The organism is Agromyces cerinus subsp. cerinus, assembly GCF_900142065.1.
GTDB lineage: Bacteria > Actinomycetota > Actinomycetes > Actinomycetales > Microbacteriaceae > Agromyces > Agromyces cerinus.
In genome coordinates, this window is sequence record NZ_FSRJ01000001.1 from 984443 (window position 1) to 997686 (window position 13244).

Consider the following 13244-nt stretch of genomic DNA (forward strand, 5'->3'; position numbering starts at 1 on the left):
GTTCGGTCGGCGGCAGGTCGCTCGCAGGATCGGTCATGACGGACTCCTCACTGGACGAGGTGGTGATTGTAGGCGTGGGCGACGACCTGCAGCCGAGAGGCGAGGTCGAGCTTCGCGAGGATGCTGGAGATGTGCGACTTGACGGTGGTCTCGCCGATGTACGCGGATTCGGCGATCTCGGCGTTCGACAGGCCGCGTGCCGCGAGGAGGTAGACCTCTCGTTCTCGGGCCGTCAGCGCGGCGATCGCCTGCTGGTCCGGCTCGACGCGCACCGCGGGGGCCAGATCGCGGATGAGCGCGAGCGTGGTGGAGGGCGCGTAGACGGAGTTCCCCTCGTGCACGGTGCGAATCGCCGCCAGAAGCAGTTCGGGCCTGGCGTCCTTCATGAGGAAGCCGTGAGCGCCGGCGTCGATCGCGTGCGCGACCGCCTCCTGACGCTGGTGCGTCGTGAGCACGATGACTCGTGAGTCGGGGGAGTCGACCAGCACTCTCCGGGTGGCGGTGATGCCGTCGGTCTTCGGCATGCGGATGTCCATGAGGATGACGTCGGGGTGCACCTCCGCGGCAAGGGTGACGACGTCGTCACCGTCGTGCGCGGTGCCGGCGAACTCGAGGTCCGGTTGAGACCGGATGATCATCTCGATGCCCGCGCAGAACAGCACATGGTCGTCTGCGATGGCGACGCGGATGCGTTCACTCATACGGCGGCCTCGATCTCAGGTCTCGTGGGCCTCGCGGGCTCGTCGACCGGGATGAACGCGTTGACGATGAACGCGTCCCCCTCGTCGACGGAGGCGGTGAGCCAGCCGCCGGCGATCTGCGCGCGTTCCTGCATGCCACGGATTCCGCGCCCCGGGCGAGTCGCACCCGTCATGGAGGCCGGTGTCGCGATCATGAGCGCCAGACCGGGCCCCCTCCAGTCCAACGTGACCGTCGTGGAGCCGTCGGTGTCGGCGTGCCGGACCGCGTTCGTGAGTGCCTCCTGCACGATCCGGAAGACGCTCAGCTGTTGGATGGGGGACAGCGGCTTGCTCTCGCCGAACTCGGCGTGCACGCAGGCGATCCCCGCGGCACGTACTCGATCCAGCAGTGCTTGCAGATCGGTGATCTTCGGACGTTCCGCTTCTCCGAGTACGGGGCCCGAGTCCAGGAGCTGGCGGAGTTCGGTCAACCCATCGCGGGCCGTGTCCGCGATCGTGCTCAGCGCGTTCCGCGAGCTCGTCGAGAGCGAGTCATCCGTCATTCGCGTGCCGTCGGCCTGGGCGGCGATCACAGCGAGCGAATGCGCCATCACATCGTGCACCTCCTGGGCGAGTTGCTCGCGTTCCGACAGGGCGACCAACTCGACTTCGACCACCGCGAGATCGCGTTCGAGTGCCTGCGCATGTCGGCGCACGGCGATCGCCTGCCTGGCCATGCGCATGGCAAGCCCGGCGCACCACGCGCCGACAGCGAGCCCGACCGCGATCACGCAAACCGCAGCGAACATTCCGACGACCTCGAACTCGCCGCCGAGCTGATAGTCGCGGGCGGACTGCGGCGAGTACAGCACCGGCCACTCGGCTGCGCCGAAGCTACGGAGGGTCAGGAGCAGGGTCACGGTCACCGCGTAGACGACGGCGACGGGCAGCGAGACCCAATGCACGATGACGCTGCCGAAGGCGCTGATGTTGAACATCGCGTACAGCAGCGGCAGATACGCCGGCCAACTGGTGCTGCCGAATCTCGCGCTCTCCACCAGCAGTTGCAGCACGAGAACCGCACCGATCAGGCCCAAGGCCACGGCCGGCCACCTCTGCGAGATCGCGATCGCGAGACCGAACGCGATGAACGGCAGCACGGTCACGATCGGCCCCAGCGGGGCATTCCCGAGGCGTCCGGCCTCCGCGATCCACCACAGGACGATGTAGGCCACTCCGGCAGCAGGTGCAAGGAGAAGGAGCCAGCTCGGTCGCGACGATTTCAGATCCACAGGGCAAACGTATGGCCCGGTCGCGGCTCCGGAATCAACCACAACGCGATGTCCTCCAGACGAACCGGCAATCTCGTCCCGAAGGAGGACACCGCGCGGGGAGTGCTCTCAGCGGCCTCAGTGCTTCCGCGGGCCACGCCGATCTGCCATCATCTCGTTCATGCATCCGCTTCCACCGCCGCACGACTCAGCCGCGCCGGGTTGGTACGTCGACCCGCTGGCCGGCGACATGCTGCGATGGTGGGACGGAAGCAACTGGTCGGAGACCGAGTTCAAACTCGCCAGAACCATGATCACGACCGAGGTTCGCAGAGACTTCCTGCTCGGTCCCCTCGGACGTCGCGGCTCGGTGATCAACGTCGTGTTCTGCTCTGCGCTCGTAGTCGTCGGGATCGTGTTCGCGCTGACGATGCATCCGTTCTTGTGGGGGATCGTGGCCGTCTGCGGATTCCTCGACGTGATCTTCATCGTGATGGCGATTGCCGTTCACCACTTCGACATTCCGGCAACCTTCCAACGGCTGATCTGGCCTTCGGAAAAGTCGTGATGGGCGAACGAGGGCCCTGTCTGCTCGTCTCGGCCACGTACACGTTCGAGAGCGAGGCCCGAGCAAGAGAACTCGGTGTGACCGGCCGACTCGATCGGCCTCGAAGCGGGCACACCCATCGGATACTCCATCTCGCCGACGCGATCCGGGTGCCGGGAGAGGACTGGCGGGTTCGACAGCACGAACACGATCGCCTGCTGGAATCCGTCGCGCATGCAGCAAAGGATCAGTCGATCGCACTTCCGACGGAAGGCGTCGACCTCGCTGTTCGGATCAGTTTCAGCGACGACGGCGAGCAACTCGGCTTCGCGCTTGCAACTGCGTTTCTCCGGGAGTGGGCTTACCTCGGCGGCGTCCTGTTCATCGACAATTGACGTCCTGGACTACGTCCGACCGTTTCTGAAGCGAGAGATGATCAATCGCCACATCTGTGATCAACTCAACGCCCCGGGCGCGATGTACTCCCTCAGTGTCCCCGCCAATGGCGGCACGTCCACCGCCGTGGTCGTCTCGACCGATATCACGGGCAGGCCTGTGATGGGAGCTGCGGATGAGCTGAGCAGCTCCCACTCTGGAAGGCGCCCAGCATCGGCATGCGCAGCGTGGCGATCACGCGTGAGGAATCGCTCCCGTGCAATATCCAGCGATGTATGGCACCAGATCTCGACGCCGCGCGGTGCCCCCAGGGCCTCGAAGCCGCGACGAAAATGCGAGTCGTCTCGACCTGCCGCCCAGAAGGATTCGACGATCACCGTTCCGCTGAGCATCCTTGCGATCGCCCAGAGGTTCTCAGCGGCGACCGCTCCCAGCTGCGATGTCGGCAGCGAGACGTTCATCGCGTCGCTGAGGGCCTCCTTGATCGCATCCTTCGCGATCAGAGGAACCGCGAGTTCTCGAGCGAGCGAACCGGCCAGTGTCGTCTTGCCCGCACCCGGAACGCCGTTCACAACAATCAGGAAGTCGATCACGATTCGAGCGTAGATGCAGCGTCTGCTCAGCGCACGAAAACGGATAATGCAGTCCGCTTCCTGGGGTGAACCAGGAGCGCTCCAGCTCGTAACACTGAATGGCGAGACCCTCGGCAAGCCGGCCATCTCGACGACGTGTCGACGAAGCGTCTCGAGTATCTAGCGCCCGAGCCGGAAACTGAGGTATTCGTATCTTTCCCTAGGCTCATTCTCACTGACGCAACGACGCAGCGGATCGCATGGGACAGCAGGTGCGGTCGGTTTGCGTTTGATGGTGCTTCTCCGGGGAACATGCTGTCGCATTGGTTGAGCGTTCGATGGAGCTCCGGTGAGGTAGCCGATAATGCACATTATGTCGGAAAGTGTATCCCCTATCTGCAGGAATGCGGGATCTGGCTCGCTCGAGCTCGCCATCGTGGAGTTCCTTGTCGGTGGGAGGTCACCGATGGCGGGGTCGTTCCGCATGCCCGCGGGTTGGGGTGCAGTCAGAGGATTGGCCGGGTTCTGCAGATGGGATCGCCGAGCAGATATCACACGACCCCGAAGTTGGTAACATGTCACCCGCTACAGGTTGGAGGTCGAATGCCCACTACTCAACTGGCACGGGACGAGATGGAGCTTGACTCGATCGCATACGCCTTCTTCGCCGCGTTCTCCTCATCCGATCTGAAGCCGGTCGACCTCGCAGAGCTGCGAGAGCTGTTCCTTCCCGGCGCCACCATCATTGCGGTTGCTGCGAACGGTGTGGCCAATCGGTATGACGTCGAGAGCTTCATCGAACCGCGGGAGGCACTCTTGAACAGCGGGCGTCTGCTGGGATTCTCCGAACGGGAAGTCACCGCTGAGATGCGGATCTTCGGAGACATCGCGCAGCGTTGGAGCCTGTACAGCAAATCAGGCACCCTGGATGGCCGGTCGGCCGACGGCTGGGGCCGAAAAGCAGCTCACTTCGTGCGTACGGTAGCTGGTTGGCGGATCAGTGCCATCATCTGGCAAGACGGTGCGGAAGGCTCCGAGATCCCCACGGCCCGACCGTCGGCGTCGACGGCCTGAGTTTCGCGAGGGCCACGCGCTCCAGGTCCCGCCCGAAGCGCAATTGCGACTCCCGTCGGCAATCTCGCGACCGCACACCGCTCCCCCGTCGGCGCGAGACGGGATCTGGCGCGGCCGAGCTCACCACGTCGGCTGCGACAATCGCTGTCCGGTTCTCACAGCACGGTGGTAGAACGGCGGGGTGCACAAGATTCTCACGTTCCATGATCAGCTGCGGCTGATCGACGAAAGGTCGGCCGCCTTCCGCGCTGCGGTGGCCGCGGCACCCAGCCTCGACGTTCGGATGGCGACCCATCCTGCGCGGACGCTGTTCGATCACGTGGAGCACGTGGGCATGGGTCGCCGCAAGGCAGCCGCCATCGTCGCCGCCGGGCCCGCGGACGGTCCGCCGGAGGAGTCCGTATGGGGAGGCGGCACGGGTGCACCTCGGGAGCGCGAGGCCCTCCTGGCCTGGTGGGTCGAGTCCGTCGAACACCTGGCGAATGTGCTGCGCGAGGCGGGTCCGGATCGCGGTTGCTGGACCTGGTGGGCGGATTCGCCGGCACCGCAGACCTCCGGGGCTTGGGCGCGGCGGCAGCTCCACGAGATCGCGGTGCACACCTACGACGTCCAGCTCACTGGGGGTGTCCCGCAGCCGGTACCGGAGCGGATCGCCCTCGACGGCTTCGACGACTGCCAGTTCACCCTCTGCGCGACGACGGTCGCCTGGCCATACGAACCCGCCATCGTCGATTACCACGCCACCGAGGGCCAATCCTGGCGCCTCCGGCTGTCCCACAACGGAGCACAAGTCGCCCACCTCGCGCCCGCTGCCGGCGAGGACCCCGACACGGCCGACGCCTCCGCCCGGGGCACGGCCAGCGACCTGGTCCTGTTCTTCTACGGCCGCATACCGCTGGATTCGCTTGAGTTCGAAGGCGACCGTCGTATCTTCGATCGGCTCGCAGCCTGGGACCCGTCCGTGTGACAACCGACGACAGGCGATCTCGTGCACACACACTCGGCGGGTGTGTGCATCCGGATTCGTGCGCCGACACTGCCGTGAGACGGCGAGGCTGACTATCCTCGGCCCATGAGCGGTTCAACGAAGAGGCGGTCTGGCTGACCGTCGGTCCGGCGAGAACGCGCTGCGCATCAAGGGAGAGCACTGAGATGAGACCACTTCGCTACTCGATCAACGTCACGCTCGACGGGTGCTGCCATCACGAGGCAGGGCTCCCTCCGGACGAGGAGTCGATGCGCTACTGGACCGCTGAGATGGAGCGAGCCGATGCCCTAATGTTCGGCCGGGTGACCTACAAGATGATGGAGTCGGCGTGGCGGAAGCCTGCCATGGACAGGTGGCCTGACTGGATGGATGAGTGGCAGATGCCGTTCGCCGAGACCATCGACCGGGCGAGGAAGTACGTCGTGTCGAGCACGCTGAGCGGAGTCGATTGGAATGCCGAGCTGGTACGAGGCGACTTGGGGCAGGCGGTTCAGCGGCTCAAGCAGGAGCCAGGCGAGGGCCTGTGGGTCGGTGGCGTGACGCTCCCCCTGGCGCTGGCTGATCTTGGACTGATCGACGAGTACGAGTTCCTCGTGCAGCCGGTCCTTGCCGGACGCGGGCCGACGTTGCTCGCCGGCCTGCGCGAGCGCATCCAGCTCGAGCTCGTGGATCGCCATGAGTTCCGGTCGGGGGCGGTCGCCATGCGATACCGGCCCACATGAGCAAAACGATGCCGCTCCCCCGCGAGCATGCGTGGATGGGTACTGGGTCGTGTCAGCTGACCCCGCCGTTTCGCCGCGGCATCCTCACGGGCACACGCGAACCCTGCGTCCGTCGAAGCTGACGATGTCGCCGAGCTGCAACTGCCGCCCGCGTCGTCGATCGACCTCGCCGTTCACGGCCACTTCGCCGTCGATGATCGCCTCTTTCACGTCTCCACCGGAGTCGAGGAGCCCAGCGAACTTCACGAACTGCCCAAGGCGGATGACCTCACCGCCGATGGGGACGTCTTCGATCGGAGCCGGGTTCGTCATGCCCGAATGTTAGCGGACCCGGTGGATGCGAGCTTGCCCGAACACGGTTGCGTGCCCACGGGTCAGGCGAATGCGCAAGGGGTGGCCGCGCATCGCTCCCCCGGTTAGCGTTGCGCCCACCGATCAACGGATCGACAACACAGAGAGCGGGGGCTTTCATGTGCACCGGACTGAGCTACACCACGCGGGATCACTACTTCGGACGAAATCTCGACCTCGAGTTCTCATACAACGAGACGGTCACCATCACACCCCGGAACTTCCCGTTCGAGTTCCGCAAGGCGCCTGCGCTCGTGACGCATCACGCGATCATCGGGATGGCGACCATCGCGGACGGCTATCCGCTGTATTACGACGCGACGAACGAGAAGGGCCTCAGTATGGCAGGGCTCAACTTCCCGGAGAACGCCGACTACAAGCCCGAAGCGGACGGCAAGACGAACATCACTCCGTTCGAGTTCATCCCTTGGATCCTCGGGCAGTTCGAGACCGTGGACGAGGTGAGGACGGCCCTCTCGGCGCTGAACCTCGTGAAGATCGATTTCAGCGACGCCTTCCCGCTCTCCCCCTTGCACTGGATCATCTCCGACAGAACGACATCCATCACGGTCGAGAGCGTGAGGGACGGGCTGAAGGTCTACGACAACCCCGTCGGGGTGCTCACCAACAACCCGACCTTCGACATCCAGTCCTTCAACTTGAACAACTACATGCACCTGTCGAAGAACCCGCCCGAAACGAACTTCTCGGACGAACTGCAATTCGACGTCTACAGCCGGGGAATGGGCGCGATCGGCCTCCCCGGAGACCTGTCTTCGGCATCTCGCTTCGTCAAGGCGGCCTTCACGAAGATGAACTCGGTGTCGGGCGACTCCGAGTCGGAGTCGATCAGTCAGTTCCTCCAGATCCTGGGGTCGGTTGCGCAGCAGCGGGGATGCGTCGAGGTCTCCCCCGGGAAGTTCGAGATCACGATCTACTCGTCGTGCTGCAACACCGACAAGGGCATCTACTACTACACGACCTACGAGAACAGCCAAGTGAGCGGTGTCGACATGCACAAGGAGGACCTCGACGGAAACGCGCTTGCTTCATACCCGCTGATCAAAGGCCAGCAGGTGCACATGCAGAACTGAGCTCGGCGGAGCCCGAGACGGGCCGATCCGCACAGTGGCGTTGAGCGCCTTGGGGTGATACCTTGCAGCTCTAGGTATCTAGATGTTCAAGGTATCCCCTGAGCCGCGATCGGAGCACGCGTGCGTATCGGCAAAGACCTGGTGGCCGCAGCCGCCACCCCGGTGGTCCTCGGGATCCTCGCCGAGGGCGAGTCGTACGGGTACGCCATCCTGCAGCGGATCACCGAGCTTTCGGCCGGTGAGCTCGAGTGGAGCGACGGCATGCTCTATCCCCTGCTGCATCGGCTCGAGCGACTCGGGCACGTCGAATCCGAGTGGCGTCAGTCATCCGGCGGCCGGCCGCGCAAGCACTATCGCCTGAGCGCCCAGGGCGCGTCGACGCTGGCCGACCATCGTCGGCAGTGGTCGATCGTCGGTGGCGTGCTCGACCAGGTCTGGCCCGGCGACGGCGACAACCGACAGCCGCGCCTCGCACTCGGGTTGGGCTGAACGATGACCACCGAAGACGCCCCGCACCTCGACGAGCTCATCGCCTCGTGGCGCGACTGGATCGAGCGGCGCGACGCCCTGAGCATCCGTGACGTCGACGAACTCGAATCGCACCTGCGCGATCGCGTCGACGCCCTCTCAGCAGCAGGGCTCACCGACGACGAGGCGTTCCTCATCGCGGTCAAGCGCCTCGGCAGCATGGACGAGCTCTCGCGCGAGTATGCAGCCGAGCATTCGGGTCGGCTGTGGAAGCAGCTCGTGCTCCACGACTCGTCGGACTCCGAGGGCACGGATGCCTCGGACGGCACGATGCCGTTCGTGCGGCGCGCAAACGGGCTCACGATCGCCCTCCTGCTCGGTGTCGGCGCCGGGATCGCGGTGAAGGCGACCGAGCTGCTCACCGGCGATCCGGAACTCGTCTTCCGGAACATCGCCGTCCTCGTACTGCCATTCCTGGCCGCATGGTTCGCCTGGCGGCGGCGACCGCCGATCGGCACGCTGCTCGGCGTCGCCGCGACCTTCGCGCTCGTGGCGCTCGCACTGAACCTCTACCCGTTCGACGGAGGATCCTCGACCGTCACGGTCGCGACGCAGAACTCCGCCACCGCGGTGCTCGCGACCATCGGCTCGATCGTCGCACTCTGGCTCGTCACGGGCATCGTCGACGCAGGCGGTGCCTGGCGGAGCGACCGTACTCGGATGGACTTCCTGCGTTTCAGCGGTGAGTGGCTCGTCTACTACGTGCTCATCGCGATCGTGGGCGGCGCCCTGAGCGGGCTCACCGTCGCGGTGTTCGCGTCGATCCAGGTCGACATCGCGCCGTTCATCGTCGAGTGGGTGCTGCCGTGCGGGGCTGCGGGCGCGGTGCTCGTCTCCGCCTGGCTCGTCGGCGCGAAGCAACGCGTCATCGAGAACATCGCCCCGGTGCTCACGAAGGTGTTCACTCCGCTCTTCACGCTCATGATGCTTGCACTCATCGTGGCATCCGTCATGCAGTGGAACCTCGTCGGCGGCAGCCGTGAGCTGCTCATCGCCTTCGACCTCGTGCTCGTCGTGGTCGTCGCGCTCCTCGTGTACGCGATCTCGGCGCGCGACCCCGCGCTTGCCCCCGGCTGGTTCGATCGCCTGCAGGTGCTCATGCTCGTGGCAGCGCTCGTCGTCGATGTCATCGTGCTCGTCGCGATGATCGCCCGCACGGGCGAGTTCGGATTCAGCGCGAACAAGACGGCGTCACTCGGGCTGAACCTCATCCTTCTCGCCAACCTCGCGTGGGCCACTTGGCTGCAGATCGGCTTCGTGCGTCGGCGCGTGCCATTCGGTCGTGTCGAGTCGTGGCAGACCGCGTACCTCCCGGTCTACCTCGCCTGGGCGGCGATCCTGGTGTTCGCCTTCCCGCCGATGTTCGACTTCGCGTGACCCCCCTCGGCCGCAGCCTGCTCGAGCGACGGCATAGGCGATGATTGGTGCATGGCAGCCGAGCGCGAAAGTGCGATCGTTGTCGAGCTCTCGGAGTTCGACGAGGTCCTCGATGACCACCGGAAGGCGCTCGACCCCTCCCGGGCGTGGGGAATGCCGGCGCATCTCACCATGCTCTACCCGTTCGTGCGACCGGCTGAGGTGAATCACACCACGCTGTCGAGGCTCGAAGACCTGGCGATGAAGGTGAGCCCGTTCGATGCCGTCTTCGACGATTTCGGTTGGTTCGCCGATCAGGTGGTCTGGCTCGCACCGTCGCAACCGGAGAAGTTCGAGCGCCTTATCCGCCAGGTGGTCGACGCGTTTCCCGAGTGCTCCCCATACGGCGGGGCACACGACGACGTGATCCCTCATGTGACCATCGGCGATGGAGGCGATCCGGAACTCATGCGTGCTGCGGCGAATGCGATTCGTCCTCGGCTTCCGCTCACGACGAGAGTCGCGTCTCTCAGCCTCATGGCGGGATCGAGGGAACCAGGATCTTGGCAGGTCGTCGAACGAGTGAGTCTCGGTCGCACCCGATAGCGATGCGGTGCGGCTCGGTCGCCACCGGTCGATGAAGCAGCCGCGAAATGTCGGGACCGACTCAGGCGACGGCCCTCGTAGCGCGGAAGAACACCAGGCCCCGCCAGCGCTCCCCGCACGAGGTCAGTCCCGATACGCCGCCAAGAAGACGCGGACGCCGGATTCCAACCCTGACTCGACCTCAGCTTCGGTGATCGCGTCGAACCGCCCGGTCATCATGATGCGGTTGCTCGGGATCCAGAGCAGCAGACCGGCCAGGTGATTCGCCGCGATTCGCGGATCGTCGACGTGCAGCCAGCCGCGCTCGCTCGCGCTGGCGAGCAGATCGGCCATGTGGCCGAGGGTGAGCTCGAACGCCCCTTCGTAGTAGGCGCGGCCGATGTCGGGGAAGCGTGCAGCTTCGGCGATGACGAGTCGGCGGAATCGTTGCACCCGACGATCGAGCACCGAGGCGCTCAGGAGTCGGGCAAGTGCCCGCACGACCGCTTCCCCGTCGTCGTAGGCGTCGATGTCGAGGCGCACGATCGAGTCGTGCACCCGGTCGACGACATCGGAGATCAGCGCCCGGAACAGCCCCTCCTTGTCGCCGAAGTACTTGTAGACGGTCTGCTTCGATGCTGCTGCCGTTGCGGCGATCACATCGGTGCTCGCGCCCGTGTATCCGTCGAGGACGAATGCGTCCAACGCGGCGTTCAAGATGCGAGCGCGAGTCGCCTCGACCCGTGGATTGGTGTTCATGGCTTGACTCCTCCGGTACCTGTCAGTACTGTACCACTCAGTACCGTACTGAACGGTACCGTTCACAGGAGGAAGATTCTCATGACCCAGTTCGTCCACTCGGCAGATGGCACGCAGATCGCATTCGACGACCTCGGCCCGACCGATGCCCCGGCGGTGATCCTCGTGCACGGTGCGACCGCGTACCGCGCCATCTCCCCCAGCGCCGCAGCCCTCGCCGCGACCGGCGGGCTTCGCGTCATCACCTACGACCGTCGCGGTCGTGGCGAAAGCGGCGACGCCCACACATATGCCGTCCAACGTGAGATCGACGACATCGCCGCGCTCCTCGAGCATGCCGGCGGCACCGCGATCCTGCTCGGCGAGTCCTCTGGCGCCGTCCTCGCCCTCGAGGCCGCCCTCGCCGGTGTGCCGGTAGCTGCGGTCGCCGCCTTCGAGCCGCCGTTCATCGTCGACGACGCCCGTCCGCCGATCCCGGCCGACTACATCGCGAGGCTCGATGCCTTCGCCGCGGACGGCGATCGACTCGGCGCGCTCCGCTACTTCTCCCTGAAGGCGGTCGGGCTGCCCTCGGAGATGGTCGATCAGATGATGGCATCACCGTTCATCGCGGCGGTGGAGCCGTTCGCCGGTACGCTTCGATACGACGCGCGCATCATGGGCGGCACCATGGCCGGCGATCTCGCCGCACTCGACCGCTTCGTGCCGATCCCGGTTCCCGTCACGGTCCTGGTCGGCGAATCGACGTTCCCGTCCATCAGGACCGGCGCTGCAGCCTTCGCCGATGTCGTGCCCGGCAGTGAGCTCGTCATCGTGCCCGGGGGCGACCACCAGCTTCCTGCAGATGCGGTCGCTCCCGTGCTCCGCGCCATGGCTGTGAGTGCGTGACATGAACAGGATGATCACCGCCGAACTCTTCGCGAGCCTCGACCTCGTCGTCGAAGCGCCGGAGACCTGGCACTTCCCCTGGGTGGGTGAGGAGATGCTCGCCGAGGTGCAACGCGAACAGGGCGAGGCAACCGCTCTGCTGCTCGGGCGCCGCACGTACGAGGTGTTCGCCGACTCGTGGCCGAATCGCAGCGACGACGTGCCACTCGCCCGCCAGCTGAACGCGATGCCGAAGGTCGTCGTCTCGAGCACGCTCGACTCGCCGACCTGGCGCAACACCGAGGTGACCCGGTTCGACGAGCTCGCAGCGCTGAAGGCGACTGGTGAAGGGCGCATCACCGTGGCCGGGAGCATCCGCCTCGTCGAATCCCTGATCGCCCACGGCCTGCTCGACGAGCTTCGCCTGCTCACCCACCCGGTGGTGCTCGGCGAGGGTCGACGACTGTTCGACACCTACGACGGGCCACGTGCCGACCTCGAGCTCGTCGAATCCCGCACCCTCGAACGCGGCGTGCAGCTCAGCGTGCACCGCCCGAGCGCGCGGCACTGAAGCACCGAACACGAAGCACGAATACGAAGCACGAACACTGAGCACGAAACACTGACAAGGAGCACGAGCATGTCGCAAGGGCAGACCTATCTCGACAACGTGGAGACCTCGACGGGCCTCACGCCTCGCCGATTCATCGAGCTTGCCGACGAACGCGGATTCGGAGCCGCCGGCACCAAGACCGGCGAGGTCGTCGCATGGCTGAAGACCGAGTACGCACTCGGGCACGGCCACGCGATGGCGATCGCCCAAGTCATCAAGCACCGGGAGACCGTCGACATCAAGAACATCGAGACGACATCCGAGCCGCCGATCAGCATCGGCCGGCTCTGGCTCGACGGCAAGGACACCCGGCCCTGGTGACGGCGGACGCCGTGGGCGATCAGGCGCCCTGCGGTTTGGCCTCCTCACCGACCTTCGAGCGCGCATCCGAGTACGAACCGCTCCGCCAGTCCCTTCGGCGACACGTGGAACCGCAACAGGTGGCGTTCAGGCCTTGGATGCCGCTGCGTGCACCTACTCGTTCGCGTGACGCTCGGCGTACTTCTCGAGCCGGCGGCCGGTGGCCGGCATGCCGAGCTCGTTGTAGGGCCCGTCGACCTCGTGTTCGGGCAATCGCTCGGCGGTCGGGCAGACCAGCACCGTGTTGGGCGTCGAATGATCGATGAAGTGCTCGAACATGGGATGGCCGCAGATCGGACACGCCTTCCCGTCGGTCGGCTCGAGCGGCGCCTCATCCGCTGGAGTCGGCGGGTTGCTGAACACGGGCTCCAGCACCCGGTCGACCTTGTCGAAGAAGTGGGTGAATGCGTTGCCGTCATCTCGGCTCGCGTCGTCACGTGCCATCATGCGCCTGATGGTACGCCCGCTGCGCACCGCTCCG

The 13244-nt window shown here is 65.6% G+C and carries 18 protein-coding genes; 12 read left to right on the forward strand and 6 right to left on the reverse strand.

The genetic code is table 11. The features are described 5' to 3' along the window. Positions 1-47: 47 nt before the first annotated feature. A complete protein-coding gene (locus BUR99_RS04475; protein WP_074259095.1) occupies positions 48-701 on the reverse strand; it encodes a response regulator in 654 nt (217 codons plus the stop codon). Further along, a complete protein-coding gene (locus BUR99_RS04480; RefSeq protein ID WP_074259096.1) occupies positions 698-1915 on the reverse strand; it encodes a sensor histidine kinase in 1218 nt (405 codons plus the stop codon). Before BUR99_RS04480 ends, BUR99_RS04475 begins: the two co-directional genes overlap by 4 nt. A 217-nt stretch (positions 1916-2132) precedes the next feature. Here BUR99_RS04480 and BUR99_RS04485 point away from each other — a divergent pair, with 217 nt between their 5' ends. Continuing rightward, positions 2133-2519, forward strand: a complete 387-nt coding sequence (locus tag BUR99_RS04485; protein WP_074259097.1) for a DUF2510 domain-containing protein — start codon at positions 2133-2135, stop codon at positions 2517-2519. A 77-nt stretch (positions 2520-2596) separates the two neighbouring features. Next, positions 2597-2893, forward strand: coding sequence for a hypothetical protein (locus tag BUR99_RS04490; protein WP_143231437.1), 297 nt, complete (start codon positions 2597-2599; stop codon positions 2891-2893). Between the two features lie 60 nt (positions 2894-2953). On the opposite strand, the gene BUR99_RS04495 is transcribed toward BUR99_RS04490, so the two are convergent. Further along, positions 2954-3487: a P-loop nucleotide/nucleoside kinase family protein gene (locus BUR99_RS04495; RefSeq protein WP_159440948.1), complete on the reverse strand. Its 534-nt coding sequence runs from the start codon at positions 3485-3487 to the stop codon at positions 2954-2956. Positions 3488-4069: 582 nt separating this feature from the next. Between BUR99_RS04495 and BUR99_RS04500 the strand changes: the two genes are divergently transcribed. From BUR99_RS04500 to BUR99_RS04510, 3 genes are all read left to right on the forward strand, one after another. Then, positions 4070-4540, forward strand: a complete 471-nt coding sequence (locus BUR99_RS04500; protein WP_074259099.1) for a nuclear transport factor 2 family protein — start codon at positions 4070-4072, stop codon at positions 4538-4540. Between the two features lie 181 nt (positions 4541-4721). Continuing rightward, complete coding sequence (locus BUR99_RS04505; RefSeq protein WP_074259100.1) at positions 4722-5507, forward strand: maleylpyruvate isomerase N-terminal domain-containing protein; 786 nt, start codon at positions 4722-4724, stop codon at positions 5505-5507. Positions 5508-5692: 185 nt separating this feature from the next. Beyond that, the gene (locus BUR99_RS04510) at positions 5693-6250 is read left to right on the forward strand and encodes a dihydrofolate reductase family protein (RefSeq protein ID WP_074259101.1); all 558 of its coding nucleotides are present in this window, start codon (positions 5693-5695) and stop codon (positions 6248-6250) included. Between the two features lie 84 nt (positions 6251-6334). Here BUR99_RS04510 and BUR99_RS04515 read toward each other — a convergent pair whose 3' ends face one another. Further along, entirely contained in the window at positions 6335-6562 is a 228-nt protein-coding gene (locus BUR99_RS04515; protein ID WP_074259102.1) for an RNA-binding S4 domain-containing protein, read from the reverse strand. Between the two features lie 47 nt (positions 6563-6609). Between BUR99_RS04515 and bsh the strand changes: the two genes are divergently transcribed. The 4 genes from bsh to BUR99_RS04535 all read left to right on the forward strand — a co-directional run bounded on the left by bsh (position 6610) and on the right by BUR99_RS04535 (position 10185). Continuing rightward, positions 6610-7695 carry a choloylglycine hydrolase gene (bsh, locus tag BUR99_RS04520; protein WP_327077881.1) on the forward strand — a complete coding sequence of 362 codons (1086 nt, stop codon included), beginning with the start codon at positions 6610-6612 and terminating at the stop codon, positions 7693-7695. A gap of 120 nt (positions 7696-7815) precedes the next feature. Continuing rightward, positions 7816-8184, forward strand: a complete 369-nt coding sequence (locus tag BUR99_RS04525) for a PadR family transcriptional regulator (RefSeq protein WP_074259104.1) — start codon at positions 7816-7818, stop codon at positions 8182-8184. 3 nt (positions 8185-8187) lie between these two features. Beyond that, positions 8188-9600 (forward strand): permease prefix domain 1-containing protein, encoded by a 1413-nt coding sequence (locus BUR99_RS04530; RefSeq protein WP_074259105.1) that lies wholly within the window; start codon positions 8188-8190, stop codon positions 9598-9600. A gap of 51 nt (positions 9601-9651) precedes the next feature. Continuing rightward, positions 9652-10185 carry a 2'-5' RNA ligase family protein gene (locus BUR99_RS04535; protein WP_074259106.1) on the forward strand — a complete coding sequence of 178 codons (534 nt, stop codon included), beginning with the start codon at positions 9652-9654 and terminating at the stop codon, positions 10183-10185. A 123-nt stretch (positions 10186-10308) separates the two neighbouring features. On the opposite strand, the gene BUR99_RS04540 is transcribed toward BUR99_RS04535, so the two are convergent. Next, entirely contained in the window at positions 10309-10923 is a 615-nt protein-coding gene (locus BUR99_RS04540; RefSeq protein WP_074259107.1) for a TetR/AcrR family transcriptional regulator, read from the reverse strand. 81 nt (positions 10924-11004) lie between these two features. On the opposite strand from BUR99_RS04540, the gene BUR99_RS04545 reads away from it, so the two are divergent. The 3 genes from BUR99_RS04545 to BUR99_RS04555 all read left to right on the forward strand — a co-directional run bounded on the left by BUR99_RS04545 (position 11005) and on the right by BUR99_RS04555 (position 12724). Next, positions 11005-11811 (forward strand): alpha/beta fold hydrolase, encoded by an 807-nt coding sequence (locus BUR99_RS04545; RefSeq protein WP_074259108.1) that lies wholly within the window; start codon positions 11005-11007, stop codon positions 11809-11811. Between the two features lie 10 nt (positions 11812-11821). Further along, the gene (locus BUR99_RS04550; protein ID WP_159440949.1) at positions 11822-12361 is read left to right on the forward strand and encodes a dihydrofolate reductase family protein; all 540 of its coding nucleotides are present in this window, start codon (positions 11822-11824) and stop codon (positions 12359-12361) included. Positions 12362-12430: 69 nt separating this feature from the next. Continuing rightward, positions 12431-12724, forward strand: coding sequence for a DUF4287 domain-containing protein (locus BUR99_RS04555; protein ID WP_074259110.1), 294 nt, complete (start codon positions 12431-12433; stop codon positions 12722-12724). A 153-nt stretch (positions 12725-12877) separates the two neighbouring features. Here BUR99_RS04555 and BUR99_RS04560 read toward each other — a convergent pair whose 3' ends face one another. After that, positions 12878-13210, reverse strand: a complete 333-nt coding sequence (locus BUR99_RS04560) for a hypothetical protein (RefSeq protein ID WP_074259111.1) — start codon at positions 13208-13210, stop codon at positions 12878-12880. Between the last annotated feature and the right edge of the window lie 34 nt (positions 13211-13244).

Coding starts and splice junctions, on each gene's coding strand:
- BUR99_RS04475 (WP_074259095.1), bottom strand. CDS start 701: ATGAGTGAACGCATCCGCGTCGCCATCGCAGACGACCATGTGCTGTTC.
- BUR99_RS04535 (WP_074259106.1), top strand. CDS start 9,652: ATGGCAGCCGAGCGCGAAAGTGCGATCGTTGTCGAGCTCTCGGAGTTC.
- BUR99_RS04555 (WP_074259110.1), top strand. CDS start 12,431: ATGTCGCAAGGGCAGACCTATCTCGACAACGTGGAGACCTCGACGGGC.
- BUR99_RS04510 (WP_074259101.1), top strand. CDS start 5,693: ATGAGACCACTTCGCTACTCGATCAACGTCACGCTCGACGGGTGCTGC.
- BUR99_RS04530 (WP_074259105.1), top strand. CDS start 8,188: ATGACCACCGAAGACGCCCCGCACCTCGACGAGCTCATCGCCTCGTGG.
- BUR99_RS04550 (WP_159440949.1), top strand. CDS start 11,822: ATGATCACCGCCGAACTCTTCGCGAGCCTCGACCTCGTCGTCGAAGCG.
- BUR99_RS04515 (WP_074259102.1), bottom strand. CDS start 6,562: ATGACGAACCCGGCTCCGATCGAAGACGTCCCCATCGGCGGTGAGGTC.
- BUR99_RS04500 (WP_074259099.1), top strand. CDS start 4,070: ATGCCCACTACTCAACTGGCACGGGACGAGATGGAGCTTGACTCGATC.
- BUR99_RS04560 (WP_074259111.1), bottom strand. CDS start 13,210: ATGATGGCACGTGACGACGCGAGCCGAGATGACGGCAACGCATTCACC.
- BUR99_RS04540 (WP_074259107.1), bottom strand. CDS start 10,923: ATGAACACCAATCCACGGGTCGAGGCGACTCGCGCTCGCATCTTGAAC.
- BUR99_RS04485 (WP_074259097.1), top strand. CDS start 2,133: ATGCATCCGCTTCCACCGCCGCACGACTCAGCCGCGCCGGGTTGGTAC.
- BUR99_RS04545 (WP_074259108.1), top strand. CDS start 11,005: ATGACCCAGTTCGTCCACTCGGCAGATGGCACGCAGATCGCATTCGAC.